The organism is Variovorax sp. DAIF25, assembly GCF_050711835.1.
GTDB lineage: Bacteria > Pseudomonadota > Gammaproteobacteria > Burkholderiales > Burkholderiaceae_C > Variovorax.
On the sequence record NZ_CP136636.1, the window covers coordinates 2,531,512 to 2,555,294 of the forward strand.

20 protein-coding genes and 1 pseudogene are annotated in these 23,783 nt (G+C 67.8%); 2 read left to right on the forward strand and 19 right to left on the reverse strand.

What is annotated here, in order from left to right; all coding sequences use genetic code 11:
- Positions 1 to 44: 44 nt before the first annotated feature.
- Genes R0232_RS11540 through R0232_RS11555 form a run of 4 tightly spaced genes read right to left on the reverse strand, consistent with a single transcriptional unit; the run spans position 45 to position 3,346 of the window.
- Positions 45 to 695, reverse strand: coding sequence for a glutathione S-transferase family protein (locus R0232_RS11540; RefSeq protein ID WP_431512190.1), 651 nt, complete (start codon positions 693 to 695; stop codon positions 45 to 47).
- Entirely contained in the window at positions 692 to 1,555 is an 864-nt protein-coding gene (locus R0232_RS11545) for an aromatic ring-hydroxylating dioxygenase subunit alpha (RefSeq protein ID WP_431512191.1), read from the reverse strand. The genes R0232_RS11540 and R0232_RS11545 overlap by 4 nt, the downstream gene beginning before the upstream one ends.
- Before the next feature lie 10 nt (positions 1,556 to 1,565).
- Positions 1,566 to 2,249, reverse strand: coding sequence for a Rieske 2Fe-2S domain-containing protein (locus R0232_RS11550; RefSeq protein ID WP_431512192.1), 684 nt, complete (start codon positions 2,247 to 2,249; stop codon positions 1,566 to 1,568).
- 17 nt (positions 2,250 to 2,266) lie between these two features.
- Positions 2,267 to 3,346, reverse strand: coding sequence for a BMP family ABC transporter substrate-binding protein (locus R0232_RS11555; protein ID WP_431512193.1), 1,080 nt, complete (start codon positions 3,344 to 3,346; stop codon positions 2,267 to 2,269).
- Between the two features lie 184 nt (positions 3,347 to 3,530).
- Here R0232_RS11555 and R0232_RS11560 point away from each other — a divergent pair, with 184 nt between their 5' ends.
- Together R0232_RS11560 and aroQ are read left to right on the forward strand one after the other, a co-directional pair.
- Positions 3,531 to 4,502: a LysR family transcriptional regulator gene (locus R0232_RS11560; RefSeq protein WP_431512194.1), complete on the forward strand. Its 972-nt coding sequence runs from the start codon at positions 3,531 to 3,533 to the stop codon at positions 4,500 to 4,502.
- Between the two features lie 39 nt (positions 4,503 to 4,541).
- Positions 4,542 to 4,982 carry a type II 3-dehydroquinate dehydratase gene (gene aroQ / locus R0232_RS11565; RefSeq protein WP_057594519.1) on the forward strand — a complete coding sequence of 147 codons (441 nt, stop codon included), beginning with the start codon at positions 4,542 to 4,544 and terminating at the stop codon, positions 4,980 to 4,982.
- 7 nt (positions 4,983 to 4,989) lie between these two features.
- Here the strand turns inward: aroQ and R0232_RS11570 are convergent, their stop codons facing one another.
- The 15 genes and pseudogenes from R0232_RS11570 to R0232_RS11640 all read right to left on the reverse strand — a co-directional run bounded on the left by R0232_RS11570 (position 4,990) and on the right by R0232_RS11640 (position 23,753).
- The gene (locus R0232_RS11570) at positions 4,990 to 6,564 is read right to left on the reverse strand and encodes a SpoVR family protein (RefSeq protein ID WP_431512195.1); all 1,575 of its coding nucleotides are present in this window, start codon (positions 6,562 to 6,564) and stop codon (positions 4,990 to 4,992) included.
- Positions 6,561 to 7,853 carry a YeaH/YhbH family protein gene (locus tag R0232_RS11575; protein WP_093343149.1) on the reverse strand — a complete coding sequence of 431 codons (1,293 nt, stop codon included), beginning with the start codon at positions 7,851 to 7,853 and terminating at the stop codon, positions 6,561 to 6,563. Before R0232_RS11575 ends, R0232_RS11570 begins: the two co-directional genes overlap by 4 nt.
- A gap of 60 nt (positions 7,854 to 7,913) precedes the next feature.
- Positions 7,914 to 9,836 (reverse strand): PrkA family serine protein kinase, encoded by a 1,923-nt coding sequence (locus R0232_RS11580; protein ID WP_093343147.1) that lies wholly within the window; start codon positions 9,834 to 9,836, stop codon positions 7,914 to 7,916.
- 611 nt (positions 9,837 to 10,447) lie between these two features.
- On the reverse strand, positions 10,448 to 11,470 hold the full coding sequence (locus tag R0232_RS11585) for a hypothetical protein (RefSeq protein ID WP_431512196.1): 1,023 nt from the start codon (positions 11,468 to 11,470) through the stop codon (positions 10,448 to 10,450).
- 40 nt (positions 11,471 to 11,510) lie between these two features.
- A complete protein-coding gene (gene dnaJ / locus R0232_RS11590; RefSeq protein ID WP_057594515.1) occupies positions 11,511 to 12,650 on the reverse strand; it encodes a molecular chaperone DnaJ in 1,140 nt (379 codons plus the stop codon).
- A 120-nt stretch (positions 12,651 to 12,770) separates the two neighbouring features.
- A complete protein-coding gene (dnaK, locus tag R0232_RS11595; protein ID WP_057594514.1) occupies positions 12,771 to 14,714 on the reverse strand; it encodes a molecular chaperone DnaK in 1,944 nt (647 codons plus the stop codon).
- A gap of 124 nt (positions 14,715 to 14,838) precedes the next feature.
- Positions 14,839 to 15,402 carry a nucleotide exchange factor GrpE gene (gene grpE / locus R0232_RS11600; RefSeq protein WP_093343144.1) on the reverse strand — a complete coding sequence of 188 codons (564 nt, stop codon included), beginning with the start codon at positions 15,400 to 15,402 and terminating at the stop codon, positions 14,839 to 14,841.
- 239 nt (positions 15,403 to 15,641) lie between these two features.
- On the reverse strand, positions 15,642 to 15,992 hold the full coding sequence (locus R0232_RS11605; protein ID WP_057594512.1) for an FKBP-type peptidyl-prolyl cis-trans isomerase: 351 nt from the start codon (positions 15,990 to 15,992) through the stop codon (positions 15,642 to 15,644).
- A gap of 280 nt (positions 15,993 to 16,272) precedes the next feature.
- Positions 16,273 to 16,575, reverse strand: a pseudogene (locus R0232_RS11610) (winged helix-turn-helix transcriptional regulator); the annotation flags it as partial.
- A 195-nt stretch (positions 16,576 to 16,770) separates the two neighbouring features.
- Positions 16,771 to 17,622, reverse strand: coding sequence for an archaetidylserine decarboxylase (asd, locus tag R0232_RS11615; protein WP_208509370.1), 852 nt, complete (start codon positions 17,620 to 17,622; stop codon positions 16,771 to 16,773).
- A 140-nt stretch (positions 17,623 to 17,762) separates the two neighbouring features.
- Positions 17,763 to 18,752 carry a Bug family tripartite tricarboxylate transporter substrate binding protein gene (locus tag R0232_RS11620; RefSeq protein WP_093343141.1) on the reverse strand — a complete coding sequence of 330 codons (990 nt, stop codon included), beginning with the start codon at positions 18,750 to 18,752 and terminating at the stop codon, positions 17,763 to 17,765.
- Between the two features lie 33 nt (positions 18,753 to 18,785).
- Positions 18,786 to 19,871, reverse strand: coding sequence for a lactonase family protein (locus R0232_RS11625; RefSeq protein ID WP_431512197.1), 1,086 nt, complete (start codon positions 19,869 to 19,871; stop codon positions 18,786 to 18,788).
- Positions 19,868 to 20,848 (reverse strand): Bug family tripartite tricarboxylate transporter substrate binding protein, encoded by a 981-nt coding sequence (locus R0232_RS11630; protein WP_431512198.1) that lies wholly within the window; start codon positions 20,846 to 20,848, stop codon positions 19,868 to 19,870. Before R0232_RS11630 ends, R0232_RS11625 begins: the two co-directional genes overlap by 4 nt.
- 69 nt (positions 20,849 to 20,917) lie before the next feature.
- Positions 20,918 to 21,679 (reverse strand): SDR family NAD(P)-dependent oxidoreductase, encoded by a 762-nt coding sequence (locus R0232_RS11635; RefSeq protein ID WP_431512199.1) that lies wholly within the window; start codon positions 21,677 to 21,679, stop codon positions 20,918 to 20,920.
- A 58-nt stretch (positions 21,680 to 21,737) separates the two neighbouring features.
- On the reverse strand, positions 21,738 to 23,753 hold the full coding sequence (locus R0232_RS11640; RefSeq protein WP_431512200.1) for a hypothetical protein: 2,016 nt from the start codon (positions 23,751 to 23,753) through the stop codon (positions 21,738 to 21,740).
- Positions 23,754 to 23,783: the final 30 nt, after the last annotated feature.

The following is a 23,783-nucleotide window of genomic DNA, read 5'->3' on the forward strand; positions in this document are numbered from 1 at the left end:
GGAAGGAATGGGGGCCGGAAGACGGCGCGAGGCCCCAAGGATACTCAGGCGGGGCCAGCGGGGAAGATACCCGACATGCCGATGAACCCGGGCAGGTGTCGGAAATCCCAGACCCAGTGTCGCAGGGCGGGATATTCGTCGAGCGAAATGCCGCCTTCGCCGGCCAGCGCCACGTAGGGGAAGCAGGCCAGGTCGGCGATCGTCGGCTCGGCCGCCGCGGCCAGCCAGCGCTGGCCGGCGCTGGCCTGCTCGGCCAGGTGGTCGTCGAGCACGCGGAACACGGCGCGCGCGCCGGCGCGGCAGGCCTCGATGTCGAGGTGGCGGTAGCCCAGCGCGTCGTGCAGCCGCGCGGCCGAGGCGGTGCGCGTGATCTCGTCGGCCGTGGCGAGCCACATCGCGACCTGGCCGCGCAGCTTCGGATCGTCGGGGTACCAGCGCCGCCGGGCGTCGTGGCGGCTCGCGAGGTAGACCAGGATGGCCTGCGCGTCGCGCAGCACGAAGCCCTCGTCCTCGATCACCGGGATCTGGCCGAGCGGGTTGAGCTGCGCGAGGAACGCGGCCGACTTGTGCGCGCGCCCCGGGTAGAAATCGACCGGCACGGCCTCGTAGGGAACGGCCAGCCAGGCCAGCAGTTGCCGCACCTTGAAGCAGTTGCCCGAGAGCGGGTAGTCGTGGAGCCTGAGCAGCGTCGTCATGCGGCGGCCCTCGTGCCGAAGCGCATGCCGCGTTCGCGCAGCCAGCGGCGGTAGGTGACGGAGGTGGTGTCGCCGCGCGTCGGCGTCTCGGCGCGGCCTTCGAGCGGCATGCGCTTGAAGGCATGGTTCTCGAGGATCGGCTTGTCCTGGCCGAAGATGGTGTGCTGGAACGCGATGAGCTCGGCCTCGCTCGACACATCGTCGAAGTAGGCCAGCACCGTGTGGGCGATCACGTGCTCGTCGTCGAGCGGCTGCAGGAACAGGCCGATCGCGTCCTGCGCCTCGGGCCGCAGGCTCGACTTGTAGAGCATGGCCGAGAAGGGCTGCATCACGCGGTAGGTGTAGCGCACGTCGGCGCCGCTGTCGTGCGCGGCCGAGGCGCGCGGCTGCCAGAAGCGGCAGTCGGTGGCCCAGATCTCGCCGGTGGCGGGCTCGATCGCCACCTCGTACCGGGCGACCTCGGTGTGCGGCACCTTGCCGAGGTAGTCGGCATGCACGAAGGGAAAGTGCGCCATGTCGAGGAAGTTCTCGATCACGCGCAGCCCCGACACCGCGACGCCGATGCCGCCGCAGTCGACGAGGCGGCGCCCGGGCTCGGCGTATTCCGGAAACGCGAACAGCGGGCGCGCGGGCCGGCCGCTGGGGCAGACCCAGAGGTAGCCGTAACGCGATTGCACGGAGAGCGGCTGCGTGCCGAGCCGGCATTGCGGCGTGCCGTCGGCCTCGGCCCACAGCGAGAGCGCGGCGCCGAGCAGGCAGGTGCCGTAGGGCTGCCGCTGCGAGCGGCCGGCGAGCGCGCTCGCGGGGCCGACGACCAGCCAGTCGTCGAGCATGTTGGGATCGTCGGTGACGAAGGGCATCGTGCTTCCTTCAGGTCTCGGGTTGTTCGATGTCGCCGCGCAGGGTTCGCGCGGCCGCGTGCAGGGTCTTCATGGCCTCGGAGCCCGGGGCGGCCTCGGTCCACAGGTGGACGAAAGCCAGTTGCGCTTGCGCGTCGAGCAGCAGCGCGACGGTCGGCGTGCCGCCGAGCGTGCCGCGCCAGGCGCCCGGGGCGGCGCCGGCCGCGAAGCCCAGCCGTGGGAGTGCCTCGCGCACCTGTTGCGCACCGGCGCGCAAGGTCAGCGTGCGGCAGAAGTGCCAGCCGGCCGGCACGGTATCGGCCAGTGCCTGCGGCGCGGGCGGCGGCGCGTCGCCCTCGTGCGCCAGGTTCACCCACAGCATGCCCGCCGCGTCGACCGCGCCGAACACCCTGGCGCAGACGTTGCGCGGCGCGGGCATCGCCGGATGGGCGGGAATGCCGACGCACTGCCCGTTGCCCGCGGCGTACTGCCAGCCGTGGTAGGCGCAGGAGAGGCGGTTCTCGACCACCTGGCCCAGCGTGAAGCGCACGCTGCGGTGCGGACAGCGGTTCTCCCAGGCCTGGGCCGCGCCGTCGGCCGAGCGCCAGAGCGCGAGCTCCTGGCCCTCGGCGAAGCCGGCGACGATGTTGGCGCCGGGGCGCAGTCCGGCCGAAGGGGCGACGGGGTGCCAGGGGGCGGCGATGGGATGCGTCATGGGGTTCTCCATGGCCTTCAACGCGAGCCGCCCACCACGCCCTCGGCGAACCAGTCCATCCGGCCGAGGTCCGCGTCGGCGACGCGGGCGCCCGCCGCCACGCGGACCGCGCCCTTCTGGTCCTTGATGGGGCCGGCGAACACCTGCAGCTTGCCGCTGGCGATGTCGCGCTCCTTCGCCTGCACGAGTTCGGCGACGTCCTTCGGCACGCGCGGGCCCATTGGCGCCATCTTCACCACGCCGTCGCCGATGCCGCCGAGGTAGAGGCCGGGCTTCCAGCTGCCGGCCATCACCTCGCGCGCTACCCGGGTGTAGAAGCCGCCCCAGTGGTGGGTGACGCCGGTGAGGTAGTTCCTGGGCGCGTGGTTGCGCATGTCGGAATGGAACGAGATGGCGCCCACGCCGCGCGCCTCGGCGGCGGTGGTGACCGCGGGCGTGTCGGTGAAATGCGTGAGCACGTCGGCGCCCTGGTTCATCAGCGCGACCGCGGCGTCGCGCTCCTTCGGCGGGTCGAACCACGAATTGACGAACACCACGTGCACCATCGCCTTCGGGTTGACGCTGCGCGCGCCGAGCGCGAAGGCGTTGAGATACCACATCACGTCGGGCACCGGGTGGGCGCCGACGAGGCCGATGATGTTGGAGCGCGTGGTCTGGCCCGCCACGATGCCCGCGAGGTAGCCGCCCTCGTGCCAGCGCGCGTTGTAGCCGCCGAAGTTCTTCGCGGTCTGGTAGCCGCTCGCGATCAGGTACTGGATGCCGGGGTTGTCGTTGGCGACCGTGAGCATCGGCTTCATGTAGCCGAAGGAGGCGCCGAAGATCAGCTGGCAGCCGTCGGCCGACAGCTCGCGCGCCACGCGCTCGGAGTCCGGGCCTTCGTTGGTGTCGGGCACGGTGCGCACGCTGACCTGGGCGCCGAGGTTCTTCTCGAGCTCGCGCCGGCCGAGGTCGTGCTGGTAGGTCCAGCCCGTGTCGCCGACCGGGCCCAGGAAGACGAAGCCGATCTTGAGCGGGCCGGCGGCCCAGGCGCTGCGCAACGGCAGCAGGGAGGCGGCAACGCCGGCGGAAAGCAGGGTGCGTCGGGCAGGGCTGTGCATCGGGGGTTCTCCTGTCGTGGGGAGTGGGGCTCGGGTCTCGAGGGCTCGAGGGGTGGCGGGGCATGGCATAGCATTCGCTACGCCCGCGCAGACCGTACCGTTTCCCGCCCTTCGATGAAAGCCACATGCCGAGACGCAACTTTTCATTTCTGAAACGGCCGACCCTCGCCGACAGGGAGCGCGCGTGACCGGCATCGACCTGGCGCTGGTGCAGGCCTTCGTGCTCGTCGTGCAAAGCGGCAGCCTCACGCGGGCCGAGAGCCTGTCGGGGGTTTCGAAGGCCACGCTGAGCCGGCAGCTCACGCGGCTGGAGGAACTGCTGGGCGCGCAACTGCTGATGCGCAGCTCGCGCCGCATCACCGCGACCGAGGCGGGCCGCGCCTTCTTCGTGCGCTGCGAGGACCTGCTCGGCGAGGTCACGGGCCGGCTCGAGACGGCGCGCACCGAGATCCAGGAGATCACCACCGGCGTGTCGGGCAGCCTCTCGCTGCTGTCGGACACCCAGTTCGGCACCTCCTTCGTCTGCCACGTGGTGAAGCTGTTCCTGGAGTCGCATCCCAACGTGCGCTGCCAGCTCGACGTGGCGAGCCGGCCGAACGCGCCGGGCATCGGCGACGTGGACTGCTACGTGTGCTCGGAGCCGCCCGACGCGCCGAACCTCGTCGCCAAGCTGCTGGGCCAGCTCAACCACGGCCTCTATGCGAGCCCGCAGTACCTCGAGCGCCAGGGCACGCCGCGCACGCCCGACGACCTGGCGGCGCACCGCGCGATCGTGATGAAGGAGGCCGCGGGGCCGTCGCAGGTGCTGCTGGTGTCGGGCGCGTCGGGCCGCCATGCCTACCGACCCGAACCCGCCTTCGAGACCAACGACCACTGGGTGATGAAGACCTTCTGCATCGACGGCCTGGGCATCGCGCTGCTGCCGGCCTTCTTCGTGCGGCCCGAACTGGCGCAGGGCGTGCTGGTGCCGGTGCTGCCGCAGTGGCAACCGCAGCCGCGGCGCATCTACTGCGCCTACCAGCGGCAGCGCTACATGGGTCAGAAGCTGCGCGCCTTCGTCGACCTGATGGCGCGCTGCGTGGTCGACATCGACTCGTACAACTACTACGTCGGCTCGTCCACGGCCCGGCGGGGCAGGGCGGGTGCCAGACCATAATGGCGGCCCGTCCGACGCGTGCTGCCAGCCCGATCCATCATGAAGAAAATCCTCGTCCTCAACGGCCCCAACCTCAACCTCCTGGGCACGCGCGAGCCCGAACAGTACGGCCGCGACACGCTGGCCGACGTGGAGCGCCTGTGCCATGAAACGGGCGCGAAGCTCGGCGTGGCGATCGAGTGCCGCCAGACCAACCACGAAGGCGTGCTGGTCGACTGGATCCAGGAAGCGGGCCGCGAGGTGGCGGCCGGCACCATGCTCGGCGTGGTGATGAACCCGGGGGCCTACACCCACACCTCGATTGCGCTGCACGACGCCATCAAGGGCGCGAGCGTGCCGCTGATCGAGCTGCACATCTCGAACGTGCACGCGCGCGAGGAGTTCCGCCACCGCTCGTACATCTCGCCGGCGGCGCGCGGGATCATCGTGGGGCTGGGCGTGAAGGGCTACACCCTGGCGATCGCCGCGCTCGTGCCCTGAACCTCGGCTAGTACAGCGCCCGCGGCGCCGAGGCCTTCCAGCTGCGGCTGATGCGGCCCTGCGCATCGACGCTCTCGAGGTGCACGTCGAAGCCCCACAGCCGCGCCACGTGCTTGAGCACCTCCTCGGCATCGTCGTGCAGCGGCAGGCTGTTGCGCTGGGTGTGGCGCAGCGTCAGCGAGCGGTCGCCGCGCATGTTGACGTTCCAGACCTGGATGTCGGGCTCGCGGCTGCCGAGGTCGTACTGGCGCGACAGCGATTCGCGCAACGCCTGGTAGCCGCTGTCGTCGTGGATCGCCGAGACCTCGAGCTCGGATTCGCTCTGGTGGTCGCGGATCGCGAACAGGCGGAAGTCGCGCATGGTCTTCGGGCTCAGGAACTGGCCCACGAAGCTCTCGTCCTTGAAGTTGCGCATCGCGTAGTCGAGCGTGGCCACCCAGTCGCTGCCCGCGAAGTCGGGGAACCAGCGCCGGTCCTCGTCGGTGGGCTTCTCGCAGATGCGGCGCAGCTCGGTGTACATCGCGAAGCCGAGCGCGTAGGGGTTGATGCCGCTGTAGGCGCGGTGGCCCACCGGCGGCTGGAAGATCACGCCGGTGTGCGAGCTCAGCCACTCCATCATGAAGCCGTCGTCGAGCTGGCCGCGGTCGTACATGGTGTTGAGCAGCGTGTAGTGCCAGAAGGTGGCCCAGCCCTCGTTCATGACCTGGGTCTGGCGCTGCGGGTAGAAGTACTGCGCGATCTTGCGCACGATGCGCACCACCTCGCGCTGCCAGGGTTCGAGCAGCGCGGCGTTCTTCTCGATGAAATAGAGCAGGTTCTCCTGCGGCTCGAGCGGAAAGCGCGGCGCCGATTCCGAGCCGGCGTTCTGCTCGCTGCGCCGCGGCAGCGTGCGCCAGAGGTCGTTGACCTGCTGCTGCATGTGGCGCTCGCGCTCGGCGCGCTGGGCACTCTCCTGCGCCAGCGAGCGCTTCTGCGGCCGGCGGTAGCGGTCCACGCCGTAGTTCATCAGCGCATGGCAGGAGTCGAGCAGCTTCTCGACCTCGTCCACGCCATGGCGCTCCTCGCATTCGGCGATGTAGTGCCGCGCATAGACCAGGTAGTCGATGATCGAGGACGCATCGGTCCACATGCGGAACAGGTAGTTGCCCTTGAAGAAGCTGTTGTGGCCATAGGCCGCGTGCGCGATCACCAGGGCCTGCATGGCCATGGTGTTCTCTTCCATCAGGTAGGCGATGCAGGGATCGGAGTTGATCACGATCTCGTAGGCCAGCCCCATGTGGCCGCGGCGGTAGTTCTTCTCGGTGGCGATGAACTGCTTGCCGTACGACCAGTGCCTGTAGATCATCGGCATGCCCACGCTCGCGTAGGCATCCATCATCTGCTCGGCCGTGATGATCTCGAGCTGGTTCGGGTAGACGTCGAGGCCGTAGCCGCGCGCGGTGCGCGCGATCTCGGCGTGGTAGCGCTCGATCAGGTCGAAGGTCCAGTCCGAGGGGCTGGGCAAGCGCTCGAGCTTGCCTTGCGGGATGGTGGCGGCGGTCGGCAGCGGCGGTGCCGAAGGAGGGCGATCGGCGGTGGTCATGCGCTGGCTCCTTCCTTCTTGAACAGGTCGCGGAACACGGGGTAGATGTCGCTGGCTTCGGACACCTTGCGCATCGCGAAGTTGGGCTCGATGCCCTCGAGCTGCGCGTATTCCTGCCACAGGTTCTGCTCGGTCTCGGCCACCTGCACGTAGGCGTAGTAGCGCACCTTCGGCAGGATGTTCTCCTCGAGCAGCTGGCGGCAGCGCCCGCTGTCCTGGTGCCAGTTGTCGCCGTCGCTGGCCTGCGCGCCGTAGATGTTCCATTCGCCGCTGGGGTAGCGCGCGCGCACGATCTCGTCCATCAGTACCAGCGCGCTCGACACCACGGTGCCGCCGGTCTCGGTGGCGTGGAAGAACTCGTCCTCGCTGACCTCCTGCGCCTGCGTGTGATGGCGCAGGAACACCAGGTCGATGGTCTCGTAGTGCCGCGTGAGGAACATGTACAGCAGCATGAAGAAGCGCTTGGCCATGTCCTTGCGCGCCTCGTCCATCGAGCCCGAGACGTCCATCAGGCAGAACATCACGGCCTTGGCGCTGGGCACCGGCGTCTTCACGCGGTTGCGGTAGCGCAGGTCGATCGGATCGATGTAGGGCACGTGGCGCGCGGTGCGACGCAGCTCCTCGATGCGTGCCTCGGTCTCGGCGATCTCGTTCTGGATGAAGGGCTGCGTGGCCTGCGGATGCGCCCTCAGGTGCAGCAGGTGCGCCTCGAGCCGGCGCAGTTCCTTGCGCGGTTCGCCGCCGAGCGCGATGCGCCGGGCCAGCGCGCCGCGCATCGAACGCACCACGTGCAGGTTGTTGGGCGTGCCGTCGCTGGTGAAGCCCGCGCGGTGGCTCTTCCATTCGGGCACGTCGGCGATCTGCGTGCGGATCAGGTGCGGCAGCGCGAGATCGTCGAAGAACACGCGCATGAACTCCTCGCGCGTGAGGTGGAACACGAAGTCGTCGTTGCCCTCGCCGCTGTCGCTGGCCTCGCCGCTGCCCGAGCCGCCGCCCTGGCCGCCCTCGGGGCGCTTGATGCGGTCGCCGCGCACGTACTCCTGGTTGCCCGGGTGCACGTACTCGCGGTCGCCGCCGCGCGCATGGCCGAACACCGGCTCCGACACATCGTGGCGCGGCAGCGTCACATCCTCGCCCTGTTCCAGTTCGCGGATGTTGCGGCCGCTCACGGCCCGCCGCACCGCCTCCTGGATCTGGCCGCGGTAGCGCCGGAGAAAGCGCTCGCGGTTGCCGATGGACTTGTTCTTGCCCGAGAGCCGGCGGTCGATGATCTGCTGCAGGATGGCCACGATGGTTTCAAAGCTCCTTGCAAAACGATGGGCGTTGGCGTGCTCCGTTGGCGGTGCGCGCTACGAGCTCTTGCGCACGCGCAGGTACCACTCGCACAGCAGGCGCACCTGCTTGGCGGTGTAGCCCTTCTCGACCATGCGCGTGACGAAGTCCTCGTGCTTCTTCTGCTCGTCGGCGCTGCTCTTGGTGTTGAAGCTGATCACCGGCAACAGCTCCTCGGTGTTGGAGAACATCTTCTTCTCGATCACCGCGCGCAGCTTCTCGTAGCTGGTCCATGCCGGGTTGCGGCCGTTGTTGCCGGCCCGCGCGCGCAGCACGAAGTTGACGATCTCGTTGCGGAAGTCCTTCGGGTTGCCGATGCCGGCCGGCCGCTCGATCTTCTCGAGCTCGCCGTTGAGCGAGGCGCGGTCGAAGACCTCGCCGGTGTCCACGTCGCGGAACTCCTGGTCCTGGATCCAGTAGTCGGCGTAGGTCACGTAGCGGTCGAAGATGTTCTGGCCGTACTCGCTGTAGCTCTCGAGGTAGGCGGTCTGGATCTCCTTGCCGATGAACTCGGCATAGCGCGGCGCCAGCAGCTCCTTGATGTAGCTGATGTACTTCTGCTCGACCTCCTGCGGGAACTGCTCGCGCTCGATCTGCTGCTCGAGCACGTACATCAGGTGCACCGGGTTGGCGGCGACCTCGGAGCTGTCGAAGTTGAAGACCTTGGAGATGATCTTGAAGGCGAAGCGCGTGGAGACGCCGCTCATGCCCTCGTCGACGCCCGCGTAGTCGCGGTACTCCTGGATCGACTTGGCCTTGGGGTCGGTGTCCTTGAGGTTGTCGCCGTCGTAGACCTGCGACTTGCTGAAGATGCTCGAGTTCTCGGGTTCCTTGAGACGCGTGAGCACCGACAGCTGCGCCATCATGCGCAGGGTTCCGGGTGCGCAGGGCGCCTGGGCCAGCGAGGAGTTGCGCACCAGCTTCTCGTAGATCTTGATCTCCTCGGACACCCGCAGGCAGTAGGGCACCTTGACGATGTAGATCCGGTCGAGGAAGGCCTCGTTGTTCTTGTTGTTGCGGAAGGCCTTCCACTCGCTCTCGTTGCTGTGGGCCAGCACGATGCCGTCGAAGGGGATCGCGCCGAAACCCTCGGTGCCCTTGAAGTTGCTTTCCTGCGTGGCGGTCAAAAGCGGGTGCAGCACCTTGATCGGCGCCTTGAACATTTCCACGAACTCGAGCAGGCCCTGGTTCGCGAGGCACAGGCCGCCCGAGTAGGCGTAGGCGTCCGGGTCGTCCTGGGCATAGGTCTCGAGCTTGCGGATGTCGACCTTGCCGACCAGCGAGGAGATGTCCTGGTTGTTCTCGTCGCCCGGTTCGGTCTTGGCCACCGCGATCTGGCGCAGCACCGACGGGTAGCGCTTCACCACCTTGAACTGGCGGATGTCGCCGCCGTACTCCTCGAGCCGCTTGACGGCCCAGGGCGAGAGGATGCGCTGCAGGTAGCGGCGCGGGATGTTGAATTCCTTCTCGAGGATCTCGCCGTCCTCGGCCGCGTCGAACAGGCCGAGCGGCGATTCGTTCACGGGCGAGCCGTGGATCGCGTAGAAGGGCACGTGCTCCATGAGCTGCTTGAGGCGCTCGGCGATCGAGCTCTTGCCGCCGCCGACCGGGCCCAGCAGGTAGAGGATCTGCTTCTTTTCCTCCAGGCCCTGCGCGGCGTGGCGGAAATAGGACACCACCTGCTCGATGGCCTCCTCCATCCCGTAGAACTCCTTGAACGCCGGATAGATCTTGATGACCTTGTTGGCGAAGATGCGCGAAAGGCGGGAGTCGTTGCGGGTGTCGACCAGTTCGGGGTCGCCGATGGCCTTGAGCATGCGCTCGGAAGCCGTGGCATAGGCCATCGGATCCCGTTTGCAGAGTTCCAGGTAGTCCTGCAGTGAAAGGACCTCTTCGCGAGTGCGCTCGTAACGCGCTGCAAAGTTGCTGATCACATCCATGGTCACGCCTCCGTCAAGTCAGCGGGCCTTTAAAGCCCGAAATCCTGCAGTCCGAAAGCGTCGCATCTTTTGAAAAAGGTGTGGCCGCCCAGGGCTGCATGCCTTGGAAAACTCCCTTAAACACAATCTGCACAATCAGCATAAAGCAAAGAGTGCACCCAGGAAATAGTTGTTAATTCAGAACCACAGTCACGAGTAAAGTTCAACAAAAAATTCGTGCACGAGTTTGCGAATTCCAGCTAAATTCCCAGGTTCCGCAAACGGGTTCGGGTAAACCAGTTTGCCAGTGAAAATACCTATGGCAATCGACATATGCGTCCTTTGCGTGTTTTAACGGCAAGCACCTCCTATTGAGCCCACTGACTCAAAAAAACAACGCTGTCCTTCAATAACGCGGCAGCTCCCGTTTGGGTTTATTGCACATTCAAAAAATATCTAAAAGCAATCTACGCGCCATCTTTTGATGAGCAGCGCGCGCGCCGCGGCGTGGGAAAGCGCGCCAGTTGCGAGTCGGAGGGAAGCGGGAGAAGACGCCGTTGTGGTGCGTGGCACCGAAGACGTTCGAGAAGCACCGTTTGCGTGCGCGGCCGCAAACCAAAGGGTTACGAGGCTCAGGCCAGCGGCAGGACGCGGCGCGCCACGGTGTAGCCCAGCGAAATCTCCTCGCCGGGCGCGTGCTCGCAGAAGTCGGGGTCGTGCCAGGCGCTCGCGAGCGGCAGCCAGCCCGAGAGAAAACCGGCGCCGCCGCAGATGGCGCAGCCGCCATCGCCGCCGCGCGTGAGGCCGCGTTGCGCGGTCAGTTCGTACTTGTAGGGGTCGGCCGCGATTTGCAGGCCCCAGGCGTTGGGCAGTCGGTGGAATTCCCAGTCGCTGGCGAAGCCCGCCGCCGGTTTCTCGAGCTGGCCCGCGGCCCGCACCCATTGGCGGCGCCATTCGGCTTCCTCGGGGCTGGTGTCGGTGGGGTAGCGGTCCATCGGCGCCTCGTCGCCCCAGCGGAAGAAGCCGCGCGCACCGGCCGCGCACAGGTGCTCCCATTCGTCGGGGCTCGGCAGGCGGAAGCCCTGCGCGGCGAAGCCGTCGGCGACGAGCGCATGGCTCAGCGCGTCCTCGTCGGCCTGCCAGGCGCTGACGCGGCCATCGGGCGCTACCTCGACCCGGGTCACGATGTCCGCATGCTCGGTCACGCCGCGTGGGTGCTCGGCCAGCAGCGCCCGCACCTTCTCGCCCGCGGGATCGACGGGCTGCCAGCCGACCTCGGCATGAAGGGTCTCGGCCAGCAGTGGCGGCAGCGCCACCTCGCGCACGCGGGCGCTGCGCGCGGCCAGGTAGTCGGCCAGGCTTTCCTCGAGGCCGTATTCCTCCGCCATGCCCTGCCAGCTCTCGTGCATCGCGGGCGTGGACCGCCAGCCGCCGACGTCGAAGCCCAGCATGGCCGGGCCGCCCGGAATCAGGGAGAAGAGGGCGCCGCCGGCCGTGTACTGCGCCACCTCGTGCGCGACATCGCCGAGCGCGAAGCGCCGGATGCCGTCGAAGGCGAAGCCCGCGGGCAGCTGCGCCGCCAGGTCCCGCGCGGCGGCTTCACGCTGCGCCGCGGTGGCGCGGCGCCAGGCCGCGAGTTCGTCGAACAGGGCCATGGATCGGAGTGCGGTGGATCGGAGCGCGCGCCGCGCGTCCTCAGCTGAAGAATTCCTTGGCCTTGTCGAACCAGCCCTTGTCGGTGGGGCTGTGCTTCTCGCCGCCCTTCTTGAGCGACTCGTCGAGCTCCTTCAGCAGCTTGCGCTGGTGCTCGGTGAGCTTGACCGGCGTCTCGACGCGCACGTGGCAGTAGAGGTCGCCCGGGTAGCTCGAGCGCACGCCCTTGATGCCCTTGCCGCGCAGGCGGAACTGCTTGCCGCTCTGCGTGCCGTCGGGAATGTCGATGGCCGCGTTGCCCTTGAGCGTGGGCACGTTGATCTCGCCGCCGAGCGCCGCGGTGGTGACGCTGACCGGCACCACGCAGTGCAGGTCGTCGCCGTCGCGCTCGAACAGCTCGTGCTTCTTGAGCCGGATCTCGATGTAGAGGTCGCCGGGCGGGCCGCCGTTGGTGCCGGGTTCGCCGTTGCCGGTGCTGCGGATGCGCATGCCGTCGTCGATGCCGGCCGGGATCTTCACTTCCAGCGTCTTGTTGTTCTTGATCTTGCCCTGGCCGTGGCAGGTCGCGCAGGGCTCGGGAATGATCTTGCCGCTGCCGTGGCAGGTCGGGCAGGTCTGCTGCACGCTGAAGAAGCCCTGGCGCATCTGCACCGCGCCCGCGCCGTGGCAGGTGGTGCAGGTGATCGGCTTGGTGCCCGGCTTCGCGCCGGTGCCCTTGCAGGTGCCGCAGTCGTCCCAGCTCGGGATGCGGATCTGGGCTTCCTTGCCCTCGGCCGCTTCCTCGAGCGTGATCTCCATCGCGTAGCTCAGGTCGCTGCCGCGGAACACCTGGCGCCCACCGCCGGCACGGCCGCGGCCACCGCCGCCGAACACGTCGCCGAAGATGTCGCCGAAGGCTTCCGCGAAGCCGCCGAAGCCTTCCGCACCCGGGCCGCCGCGCATGTTGGGATCGACGCCGGCGTGGCCGTACTGGTCGTAGGCCGCGCGTTTCTGGCCGTCCGACAGCATTTCATAGGCTTCCTTCACCTCCTTGAACTTGGCCTCGGCGTCCTTGCTGGTGTCGCCGTGGTTGCGGTCCGGGTGGTGCTTCATCGCGAGCTTGCGATAAGCCTTCTTGATTTCGTCGTCGCTCGCGTTCTTGGGAACGCCGAGGGTTTCGTAGTAGTCGCGTTTGGTGGCCATGGCAGGTTCGATCGGGCGGCGGGGCGGTCTTCAGGTCTCTTCGGGAACGGGGATCGATCGAAGCGAGAAAGGCTGGAGCACCCTTTCAGGTGTTCCAGCCCCGTTCGACCGAGCGGACGCTCAGTCCTTCTTCTTGACTTCCTTGACCTCGGCGTCGACCACGTTGTCGTCGGCCGGGGCGCTGCTCGCAGCTTCCGCGCCAGCCGAGGCACCCGGGCCGCCGGCGGCACCGGCCGCGGCCTGCGCGTCGGCGTACATCTTCTCGCCGAGCTTCTGGCTCGCGGTCATCAGCGTGTTGGTCTTCTCTTCGATCGCGGCCTTGTCCTCGCCCTTGACCACGTCCTCGAGTTCCTTGATCGCGGTCTCGATCTTTTCCTTCTCGCCGGCGTCCAGGCTGTCGCCGTGCTCGCCCAGCGACTTGCGCACGCTGTGAACCATGGCCTCGCCCTGGTTGCGGGCCTGCACCAGCTCGACCTTCTTCTTGTCCTCGGCCGCGTTGAGCTCGGCGTCCTTCACCATGTTCTGGATCTCGTCCTCCGACAGGCCCGAGTTCGCCTTGATGGTGATCTTGTTTTCCTTGCCGGTGCCCTTGTCCTTGGCGCCGACGTGCAGGATGCCGTTGGCGTCGATGTCGAAGCTCACCTCGATCTGCGGCGTGCCGCGCGAGGCCGGCGGGATGCCCTCGAGGTTGAACTCGCCGAGCAGCTTGTTGCCCGCGGCCACTTCGCGTTCGCCCTGGAACACCTTGATCGTCACGGCCGGCTGGTTGTCCTCGGCGGTCGAGAAGGTCTGCGCGAACTTGGTCGGGATCGTGGTGTTCTTCGTGATCATCTTGGTCATCACGCCACCCATGGTCTCGATGCCCAGCGACAGCGGGGTCACGTCGAGCAGCAGCACGTCCTTGCGGTCGCCCGAGAGCACCTGGCCCTGGATGGCGGCGCCGACGGCCACGGCCTCGTCGGGGTTCACGTCCTTGCGCGGGTCCTTGCCGAAGAAGGCCTTGACCTTGTCCTGCACCTTGGGCATGCGGGTCATGCCGCCGACCAGGATCACGTCGTTGATGTCGCTCACGCTGATGCCGGCATCCTTGATGGCCAGGCGGCAGGGCGCGATGGTGCGCTCGATCAGCTCGTCGACCAGGCTCTCGAGCTTGGCGCGCGTGAGCTTGATGTTCAGGTGCTTCGGACCGGTGGCATCGGCCGTGATGTAGGGCAGGTTGACGTCGGTCTGGGCGCTGTTCGACAGCTCGATCTTGGCCTTCTCGGCCGCTTCCTTCAGGCGCTGCAGCGCGAGCACGTCCTTGCTGAGGTCGACGCCCTGTTCCTTTTTGAACTCGCCGATGATGTAGTCGATGATGCGCTGGTCGAAGTCCTCGCCGCCGAGGAAGGTGTCGCCGTTGGTCGACAGCACTTCGAACTGCTTCTCGCCGTCCACGTCGGCGATCTCGATGATCGAGACGTCGAAGGTGCCGCCGCCGAGGTCGTACACGGCGATCTTGCGGTCGCCCTTGTCCTGCTTGTCGAGGCCGAAGGCCAGCGCCGCGGCGGTGGGTTCGTTGATGATGCGCTTGACGTCGAGGCCCGCGATGCGGCCGGCGTCCTTGGTGGCCTGGCGCTGGGCGTCGTTGAAGTAGGCCGGCACCGTGATCACGGCTTCGGTCACGGCTTCGCCGAGGTAGTCTTCGGCGGTCTTCTTCATCTTGCGCAGGATGTCGGCGCTGACCTGCTGCGGCGCCATCTTCTTGCCGCGCACTTCCACCCATGCGTCGCCGTTGTCGGCCTTGGCGATGGTGTAGGGCATCAGGTCGATGTCCTTCTGCACTTCCTTTTCCTCGAACTTGCGGCCGATCAGGCGCTTGATCGCGTACAGCGTGTTCTTGGGGTTGGTGACGGCCTGGCGCTTGGCCGAGGCACCGACCAGCACTTCACCGTCTTCCTGGTACGCGACGATCGAAGGCGTGGTGCGCGCGCCTTCCGAGTTCTCGATCACGCGCGTGGTGTTGCCTTCCATGATCGACACGCACGAGTTGGTGGTGCCGAGGTCGATGCCGATGATCTTTGCCATGTTCTGTACTCCTGAAACCTGAAAAATATGTTGTTATGAACTTGTGGATAACCCGGGTCTATTCAAGGGAAGAGACGGGGTTTTCCTGTGGAATTCGTGTGGACGGGGAGAAGGGCGCAGCGGCTTACTTCGGGGCGCTGACGGTGACCAGCGCGGGGCGCAGCACGCGCTCGGCGATGGTGTAGCCCTTCTGCAGCACGCCCACCACGGTGTTCGGTTCCTGGTCGGCGGGCACCACCGAGATCGCCTGGTGCTGGTGTGGATCGAACTTGCTGCCGGGAGCCGGTGCGATCTCGATCACCTTGTTGCGCTCGAGCGCGCTCTTGAGCTGGCGCAGCGTGGCTTCGGCGCCTTCGCGGATCTGTTCGGGGGTGGCGTCCTTGATGGCGAGACCGGCCTCGAGGCTGTCGGTCACCGGCAGCAGGCTCTCGGCGAAGGCTTCGACCGCGAACTTGCGGGCCTTGGAAATCTCGTCGTCGGCGCGGCGGCGGGCGTTCTGCACGTCGGCCTGCGCGCGCAGGTACTGGTCGGCCAGTTCGGCGTTCTTGGCCTGCAGGGCGGCGAGCTCGCCCTGGGCCGCGGCCAGCGCATCCGCCTCGTTGGCGGCTTGCGCGGCCTCCAGCTCTTCAGGGCTGGGTTCGCCGTGCAGGGTTTGCGAATTCGGGGCGGATTGTTGCGGATCGGACATCTTTTGAAGCGGATTGATCGATGGGCTGGAAACAAACGATTGCGGGCCAGTTGGGGCCCGCCGGAGGCTTTTCAAGCGAAAAAATGCGGCCGAAAAGGCCGCACGGGCATGAAAGATGGCCCCCGAGCTCCCTCACTCCGTGAGGTCGCTGCCCCCAAGTGGGCGTTTTCCATCTTGGGGCGGCCCGGCGATGAAAAAGGCCCTTCGCAGGGCCTTCGAGCCGACGGGCCCGCGCTCGATCAGTGGGTGTCGAGCAGCTCGACGTCGAACTTCAGGGTGGCGTTCGGCGGGATCACGCCGCCGGCGCCGCGGGCACCGTAGCCCAGCGAGGCCGGGATGATGAGCGTGCGCTGGCCGCCGATCTTCATGCCGGCCACGCCTTCGTCCCAGCCCTTGATGACCTGGCCGGCGCCGAGCGAGAACGCGAACGGGTCGTTGCGGTCGCGGCTCGAGTCGAACTTGGCGCCCTGCACGCCGTCGTTGTAGAGCCAGCCGGTGTAGTGCACGTGCACGTGGTGGCCGGGCTTGGCTTCCGCGCCGTCGCCGACGACGGTGTCTTCGTATTGCAGGCCGGAGGGAGTGGTGGGCATGGTGAACGCTCCTTGCGTCGGTATGTTCGCGAGATGAAAGAAGGGCATCGATCCGGGGATCGAAGGCGCGGAGTTTACCGAGGCCGGCGGACGGCGCTTGCCGGACGGGGCGCCGCCGGGTTCAGTCCGAGATCGGCGGCGGGATCGGCGATGAGGGCGGGGAGGGCGGCGGCGAGGCGGGCGCAGGCAGCGGCGGCGAGGCCGGCTGCGGCGCGGGCGCGACCGATGGCGCCGAGGCGGAGGCCGCAGGCGGCACCGCGGCGGCCGGTTGCGCCGCCGCCTTCTTGGCCTGGCCGAGCTGCCACTTGCTCGCGAAGGCCTGCAGGTCGGACAGCCGCTTGAGCAGGTCCTGGCCGCTGAGCGTGAGGCTGTAGCCGTCGCCGCCGTGGCTCACCACGCCGGCTTCGCGCAGTTCCTTGATCCGGGTGTTGAGGGTGTTGGGAGTGATGCCGCCGACGCTGTCCTGCAGCAGCCGGAAGGTCTGGGCATGGCCGTCGCGCAGGGCCCAGAGCACACGCAGCGCATAGCGGGCCTCGAGCAGCGCGAGCAACTGGCTGATGGCTGCGTTTTCCTTGGAACTCATCGTCATCATCTCCTCTGCGATCTGTGCTGCGCGGGAGGCCGGCTGGTGGGCAGTGCCTCGGCCTCGCTCTTTTTTGATGGTTGGCGGACCGCTGTCCGGCCTTCGCTCCGGCCGGGGACTATAGCTCAAATGATTACGATGCTACTAGTTTTATAGCTGTGGGCGTACGCTGCATGCGGCTCCAGAGACAAAGCGTCACATCTTTGAAAAATTCGCCATGGCTTCGCCCAGCCGGATGGCGCGCGCAGGCGCCCATTCGGAATTGAAGGCCACCGCGGGTGCGGGGAACAGCATGACGACGGTCGAGCCGAGCAAGAAACGGCCCATCTCCTCGCCCTTGCGCAGCGCGATCTGCCGGTCGTCGTAGCGCCATTCGCGCAGCTCGCCCCCGCGCGGCGGGTTGACCACGCCGTGCCACACGGTCGCCATGCTGCCGACGATGGTGGCGCCGACCAGCACCAGCACGAAGGGGCCGTGGGCCGATTCGAAGACGCAGACCACGCGCTCGTTGCGCGCGAACAGCCCCGGCACGCCGCGCGCGGTGGTCGGGTTGACCGAGAACAGCTCGCCCGGCACGTGGATCATGCGCAGCAGCCGCCCGTCGCAGGGCATGTGGATGCGGTGGTAGTCGCGAGGGCTCAGGTACAGCGTGGCGAAGCTGCCGTGCGCGAACTGCGCCGCGAGCGCCGCGTCGCCGCCCACCAGGGCCGTGGTGCTGTAGTTGTGACCCTTGGCCTGGAAGATCTGGTCGCCCTCGATCGCACCGAACTGGCTGATCGCACCATCGACGGGACAGATCAGGTCGGCGTCGGCGAGCGGGCGCACGCCGGGCTTGAGCTCGCGCGTGAAGAACTGGTTGAAGCTCTTGTAGTGCGCGATATCGGGTTCGAGCGCCTCGTTCATGTCGACGCCGTATTTGTCGACGAAGCGCCGGATGATCCAGGTGGTGACCGCTCCCCGCTCCTTGCCCGCGACCCAGCCGGCGAAATTGGTCAGTGCCTGCTTGGGGAACAGGTATTGGGGCAGGACAGCGGAGCGATCAGACACGTGCGGAGCTTCTGGTTCTTTGATGGGAGGGGCATTCTATAAAGCGGGCCCGGCCCGGGGCGTAGGAAACTTCCCTCGGGATTTCGCGGGGACGAATTGCGCGGAATTTCCCGGCCGCGCGGCCGCTGGGCGTTTTTCCGCTACTCGGCCTTGATCCCCGCCGCCTTGATCACCTGCGCCCATTTCTCGACCTCGGCCTTCTGGAAGGCCGCGATCTGCGCCGTGCCCAGGTCGGTGGGCTCCATGCCGAAGCCCTTGAGCTTGTCCTGCATCTCCGGTGTCGCGAGGATGGTGCGGATCTCCGTGTGCAGCCGCTGCACCACCGGCGCGGGCGTGCCCGCGGGCACGAAGATCGCCTGCCACGAGACCACCTCGAAGTCCTGCAGGCCCGCGATGCCCGACTCGGCCACCGTCGGCACGTCGGGCATCGAGGCCAGCCGCTTCGCCGAGGTGACGGCGATCGCGCGCAGCTTGCCGCTCTGGATGTGCGGGCCGGCCACCACCGTAGTGTCGAACATCATGTCGACCTGGCCGCCGATCACGTCCTGGATCGCCGGGCCGCTGCCCTTGTAGGGGATGTGCGTGAACTTCACGCCCGACTTGTAGGCCAGCAGTTCCAGCGCCAGGTGCTGCGAGGTGCCGGTGCCGGCCGAGGCCGACGAGAGCCCGCCCGCCTTGGCCTTGCTCGCTTCGAGCACGTCCTTGAGCGTCTTGTGCGGGCTCGCCTGGTTCACCACCAGCACCACCGGGTTGGTGCCGATCAGCGTGACCGGCGCGAAGGACTTCTGCGGGTCGTAGCCCAGCTTCGGATAGAGGCTCACGTTGATCGCGTGCGAGCTGATGGTGCCGCCCACCAGCGTGTAGCCGTCGGGCGCGGCGCGCGCGCCGATCTCCGAGCCCACGCTGCCGCCGGCACCGCCCTTGTTGTCGATGATGACGCTGGTGTTGAGCACCGGGCCGAGCTTCTGGCCGATCAGCCGGCCCAGCACGTCGGTGGTGCCGCCGGCCGGGAAGGGCACGAGGTAGGTGATCGCCTTGCCCGTCGGCCAGCTGCCCTGGGCGAAGGCATGGGGCAGGGCGGCGAGCAGCGGCGTGGCGAAGGCGCTGCGAATGAGGGTGCGGCGTTGCATGGCGATGTCTCCTTATGGTTGTGGCGAAAGGGTTCAGGGCAGATCGACGATCTCGATCCAGTTCGGGTTCTTGCCCACCGCGAGCCGTTGCGCGGTGCCGAGCGCGCCGGTCGCGGCATCGATGGTGTGCAAGGTCAGGCCGTGCGAGTCCTGTCCGGCCGCGATCAGGTAGCGCCCGCTCGAATCGATCGCGAAGCCGCGCGGCGTCTTCTCGGTCGGCGTCTGGCCCAGCGGTTGCAGCCGGCCGCTCGCCGCGTCGACCCGGAACGCCGACAGCGTGCTCGAGGTGCGCTCCGAGGCGTAGAGATGGCGGCCGTCGGGCGTGAGGTGCAGGTCGGCGGCCCAGGGCTTGCCCGCGAAGCCAGCGGGCAGCGTGGTCGTGCTCTGCTCGAGCTTCAGCGTGCCGCGCTCGGCATCCCAGGCGTACACGTGCAGCGCCGCGTCGAGCTCGTCGAGCAGGTACAGGTGGCGCTGCGCCCGGTCCCAGACGAAGTGGCGCGGCCCGGCCTGCGCCGCGGTGCGCGTGAGCGGCTGATCGTTCGGCGAGAGCAGGCCCTTCTCCGCATCGAAGCGCCAGGCCGAGAGGTTGTCGCCGCCCAGGCTGGTCGCGAGCACGAAGCGGTTGTTGGCGTCCGCATGGATCGCGTGCGCGTTCGGCGCGGTCTGCACCAGCTGCTGGATCGCGCCCACCGTGCCGTCCTTGCCGATCGCGTTGACCGAGATCTTGCCGCCCTGGTAGGAGGCCGCGAACAGCCAGCGGCCGCTGGCGTCGAGGTCGATGTTGGCCATGCTGTCGGCCAGCGGTGCCTCGCCGAGCTTCTGCAGCCGGCCGGTGGCGGCGTCGATGGCCAGCGTGGCCACGCGGAACGGCTGCGAGCGCAGCGCCGCGTAGAGCAGGCGCTTGTCGTGGCTCACCGCCATCGGCATCACCGTGCCGCCGACGGCGAGCGTCTGCACCGGCGCCAGCGTGCCCTTGTCGCGGTCGAGCGCGAGCACCGAGATCTCCTGGCTGTCGGCGTTCGCCACGTAGACCCAGGTCGCGGCCTGGGCCTGCCACACGGCCGCCGACAGCAGCGCGGCCGCGGCGAAGCGACGCGCGCGGTGCGTCGTTGTGCTCATGGCTTGATATTGAGCTTGGTGATCAACGCCTTGAAATAGGCGTTGTCCTTGGCCAGCGTCTCCTTGAAGGCCGCGCCGTCGGTGTAGACGTAGCCGAGGTTCTGCTTGTCCATCACCTCGTGCATCAGCGGCTCGGCCGCTGTCTTGGCCGTGATCTCGCGCAGCCGCGCCATCACCTCGGGCGGCGTGTTCTTCGGCGCGCCCAGACCGCGCCAGGTGCCGATCGTCAGGTCGATGCCGCGCTCCTTCGCGGTCGGCACCTTCTCGAAGCCCTTCACGCGCTGGTCGGCCATCACCATCAGCACCTTGAGCTTGCCGCCCTGCACATGGGTCGTCACTTCGGCCGGGCTCACGGCCACGGCGTCGATGTGGCCGCCGAGCAGCGCGAGCACCGCGGGCGCCGCGCCCTGGAACGGGATGTGGCCGAACTTCGTGCCGGTCTTGTCCTCGAGCGCGGCCGCGGCCAGGTGCCAGATCGAGCCGTTGCCCGAGTTGCCGACGTTCACCTTGCCCGGGTCCTTCTTCGCTGCGGCCAGGAAGTCCTCGATCGTGTTCCAGGGCGAGTCGGCCTTCACCGTGATCGCGGCCGGGTCGGCATTGAGTTGCGCGATCGGCTGGAAGTCGTCGTAGTTGAACTTCGCCAGGCCCAGGTGCGGCAGCGTGAGCAGCTCGACCGTGAGCACCGCGAGCTTGTAGCCGTCGGGCTTGGAATTGATCACCTCGGTCCAGCCGATGGCGCCGCCCGCGCCGGGGCGGTTGACGATCACGATGGGCTGCGAGATGTGCTTGCGGCTCGCGTCCGCGAAGGCGCGCGCCAGGCCGTCGGTACCGCCGCCGGGCTGGTAGGGCACCAGCAGCTCGATGGTGCGGTTCGGATAGTCGCCGGCCTGCGCCGAGGCCGTGGCGGCCAGGCCCAGCGAGAGCGCGGCCGTCGCCGAGAGGGCGGCGAGGCCGCGGAGGAAGTCGTTTCTGTTCATGCTGTCTCCAGTGGTTGTTGTCGATCGAAATCCATGCGCGCCCTGAGAGGGCGCCGTCGCTCAAAAAACTCAGGGCATGTACTGCCCGCCGTTCACCTCGATGACCTGCCCCGTGACATAGCCCGAGAGCTGTTCCGAAGCGAGGAAGAGAAAGGCGCCCACGCACTCCTCGGGCTCGCCGAGGCGGCCCATCGGGATGCCGGCCCTGAAGTTCTCGAGCATCGCGGGGGTGGAGAAGCGGTCCTGGAACGGCGTCTGGATCACGCCCGGCGCCACCGCGTTGACGCGGATGCGGTCGCCCACCAGTTCCTTGGCCAGCCCGTGGGTGGCCGTGCTCACGAAGCCCTTGGCGCCCGCGTAGAGGTAGGCGGCGGGGCCGCCGCCGGTGCGCGCCGCGACCGAGGTCACGTTGATGATGTTGCCGCTGCCCTGCTGGCGCATCAGCGGCACCGTCTCGCGGCAGAAGGCGAGCACCGAGCGCGCGTTGACATGCAGCACCTCGTCGAACAGCGCATCGTCGAACTCGGCGATCAGCACCCGCTTGACCAGGCTGCCGGCGTTGTTCACGAGCACGTCGATGCGGCCGAATTCGGCGGCGGTGCGCTGCACGCAGTCGCGGATCGCGGCCGTGTCGCGCACGTCGGCCTGCACCGCGAAGGCGCTGCCGCCGGCGGCGCGGATGGTCTCGACCACCTGGTTCGCGGCGTCGGCCGAGCTGTTGTAGTGCACCGCCACGCGCATGCCGCGCGCGGCGAAGGCGATGGCCACCGCGGCACCGATGCCGGTGCTGGCGCCGGTCACGAGGGCGGTCTTGTTCCTGAGGTCTTCCATGGGGCTTGTCGTCTTTGGAGAAAAAAGCCCGGCCGTCTCGCGGCGGCCGGGCGGGGGGTCACTTGGGTGCGATGCCCGCCACGCTCGGCGAGCGGTACTTGAGCACCCACTTGATCGTGAGCGGCGCGGCCAGGCTGAAGGCCGGCGTGCTGCAGCGGATGCTGGTCTTCAGCGCGCCGGTCGGCGTGTTGTAGTCGACGTTCTCGCGCACGTCGACCGCCGCGCAGTCCTGCAGGCCCTCGACCTCGAAGCCCTGCACGTCGCCGTTCGCGAAGGCGAAGCGGTTGCCGCCGAGCGCGCTGGCGCCGTCGGAATAGCTGCCGAACTCGAGCTCGAGCTTCGCGATGTCGAGCGCGGCCGATGGCGTGTAGGTGTCGACGCGCGTGATCCGGCCGGGCTCGAAGGTGTAGCGCGTGCGCGAGGTGATGCGCGTGTCCTTGATCGGGTCGTTGCCCGAGGTGGCCCGGTCCATCGCATCCTGGTCGTAGCTCACGGTGAGCACCTGGCCGGCCTCGGCGATCTTCAGGTTCTTCTGGTAGGCGGCGGGGATCAGCGGCTGCGAACCGGTCGCCACGGTGAAGCGCGGCTGCAGCTGCGGCCACTGGGTGTCGGCCACGCCCGAGAGCATGTTGTAGGAGTGGGGGATCGCGAAGTAGGGGTTGGTGTGGTGGTAGGTCTTCGCACCGTTGACCACCGGCAGGCTGATCACGCGCAGGCCGTCGCGGTAGGTCACCAGGCCGCGGTCGTAGGTCGAGGCACCGCCGTCGAAGCCCGCGAACTTCGTGAGCGTGGCGCGCGGCTGCCTGTCGAGGTAGGCCAGGAAGGTCTGCGTCGACACCGGCGCCTTCTGCGCGTAGCCGGCCGACTTCCAGAGGTTGTTGGTGTAGATCAGCTGGTGCGACAGGCTCAGGTTCTCGCCGAGCACGCGGTCGATGCCGCGGTAGCTGTCGACGCGCCGGCCCTTCTGCCACATGTTGAGCGAGCCGAGCTCGGCGTCGTACCAGAACTCCACGTACTTGGCCGTGACGCGCGTGGCGAAGGCATAGGCGATCTGCTTCTCCTCCTCGTTCAGCACGTTCATGTGCTCGGCCGCCGACAGCACCTCGGCGAAGGCCGTGTCGGCATAGCCCGCGAGGCTGCGGCCGTAGTCCACGCCGTTGCCGGCCGGGTTCAGCCGCACCTTGATCACGTCCACGGACTGGCGCAGCCAGCCCTTGAGCGAGGCCTCGTCCTCGGCCGACACCGTCATGCCGGTCTCGATCAGCCGCTGCATGATCTCGCCGATCAGCAGCACGCTGTAGCGGTCGAAGCGCCCGCTGCCGTCGGTCTCGTCGGAGAAGCCGAAGGCCGAGAAGGTCTTGTAGTGGTTGATCATCTTCTGCAGCAGCGCCTCGCTGGCCTCGGGGCCTTCCCAGCCCATGAGGTGGCGCAGGCGCGCGATGCTGAAGGCCACGCCGTAGTAGTTGGTCGGCAGCCCGATCAGCGAATAGTCGGCCGGGTTGACGAAGGCGGTCCAGTTGAGTTTGGTCTTGAGCTTGTCGAGCGTGGCCGGCGAGATCGCGGCGCCGCTGCCCTCGAGCAGCCCGGCCTTCTTGAGCTTCCAAAGCGCCGACATGTAGTAGTAGATGCCCCAGCTGTCGTTGGTCACGTCGATGGTCGCGTCGGCGATCTCGCGGTAGCCGTCGATGTACTCGCGGTACTTGGGGTCGGAGCTGGGCGTGTTCAGCAGGATGTAGGAAAAGCCGATCGCCACCTTGCCGGGCAGGAACTTGTCCTTGCTGCCGGGCGCGAACACCTTCTGCCCCAGCAGCACGGTGTCGAGCTTCTGCGTGCGCACCTGCGCGAACAGGCGCTCGATGGTGGGCAGCAGGTGGCTGCTCACGATCTCGTCCATCGGCGTGTTCGACAGCTTCGGCTGGGCTGCCTGCACCTCGGGCGGCACGGGTGTTTCGGGCGGCGGGTTGTTCGCCGCGGGCGGCAGCGGCACGAAGCTCGCGCCACCACCGCCGCCGCCACACGCGGCCAGCAGGGCGGCGCCTGCGATCATGCTCGCCACCAAACGGGTTCTTTGCATCCTCGGTCTCCTCTCTCGGTTGAAAGAAGG

Bases quoted from the DNA above. Each gene is read 5' to 3' on its own strand.
- R0232_RS11570 (WP_431512195.1), bottom strand. From the start codon at position 6,564: ATGACCACCGCCGATCGCCCTCCTTCGGCACCGCCGCTGCCGACCGCC.
- R0232_RS11605 (WP_057594512.1), bottom strand. From the start codon at position 15,992: ATGCCCACCACTCCCTCCGGCCTGCAATACGAAGACACCGTCGTCGGC.
- grpE (WP_093343144.1), bottom strand. From the start codon at position 15,402: ATGTCCGATCCGCAACAATCCGCCCCGAATTCGCAAACCCTGCACGGC.
- aroQ (WP_057594519.1), top strand. From the start codon at position 4,542: ATGAAGAAAATCCTCGTCCTCAACGGCCCCAACCTCAACCTCCTGGGC.
- R0232_RS11620 (WP_093343141.1), bottom strand. From the start codon at position 18,752: ATGCAACGCCGCACCCTCATTCGCAGCGCCTTCGCCACGCCGCTGCTC.
- R0232_RS11625 (WP_431512197.1), bottom strand. From the start codon at position 19,871: ATGAGCACAACGACGCACCGCGCGCGTCGCTTCGCCGCGGCCGCGCTG.
- R0232_RS11635 (WP_431512199.1), bottom strand. From the start codon at position 21,679: ATGGAAGACCTCAGGAACAAGACCGCCCTCGTGACCGGCGCCAGCACC.
- R0232_RS11580 (WP_093343147.1), bottom strand. From the start codon at position 9,836: ATGGATGTGATCAGCAACTTTGCAGCGCGTTACGAGCGCACTCGCGAA.
- R0232_RS11640 (WP_431512200.1), bottom strand. From the start codon at position 23,753: ATGCAAAGAACCCGTTTGGTGGCGAGCATGATCGCAGGCGCCGCCCTG.
- R0232_RS11630 (WP_431512198.1), bottom strand. From the start codon at position 20,848: ATGAACAGAAACGACTTCCTCCGCGGCCTCGCCGCCCTCTCGGCGACG.
- R0232_RS11550 (WP_431512192.1), bottom strand. From the start codon at position 2,249: ATGACGCATCCCATCGCCGCCCCCTGGCACCCCGTCGCCCCTTCGGCC.
- dnaJ (WP_057594515.1), bottom strand. From the start codon at position 12,650: ATGGCCACCAAACGCGACTACTACGAAACCCTCGGCGTTCCCAAGAAC.
- R0232_RS11555 (WP_431512193.1), bottom strand. From the start codon at position 3,346: ATGCACAGCCCTGCCCGACGCACCCTGCTTTCCGCCGGCGTTGCCGCC.
- R0232_RS11545 (WP_431512191.1), bottom strand. From the start codon at position 1,555: ATGCCCTTCGTCACCGACGATCCCAACATGCTCGACGACTGGCTGGTC.
- dnaK (WP_057594514.1), bottom strand. From the start codon at position 14,714: ATGGCAAAGATCATCGGCATCGACCTCGGCACCACCAACTCGTGCGTG.
- R0232_RS11540 (WP_431512190.1), bottom strand. From the start codon at position 695: ATGACGACGCTGCTCAGGCTCCACGACTACCCGCTCTCGGGCAACTGC.
- R0232_RS11585 (WP_431512196.1), bottom strand. From the start codon at position 11,470: ATGGCCCTGTTCGACGAACTCGCGGCCTGGCGCCGCGCCACCGCGGCG.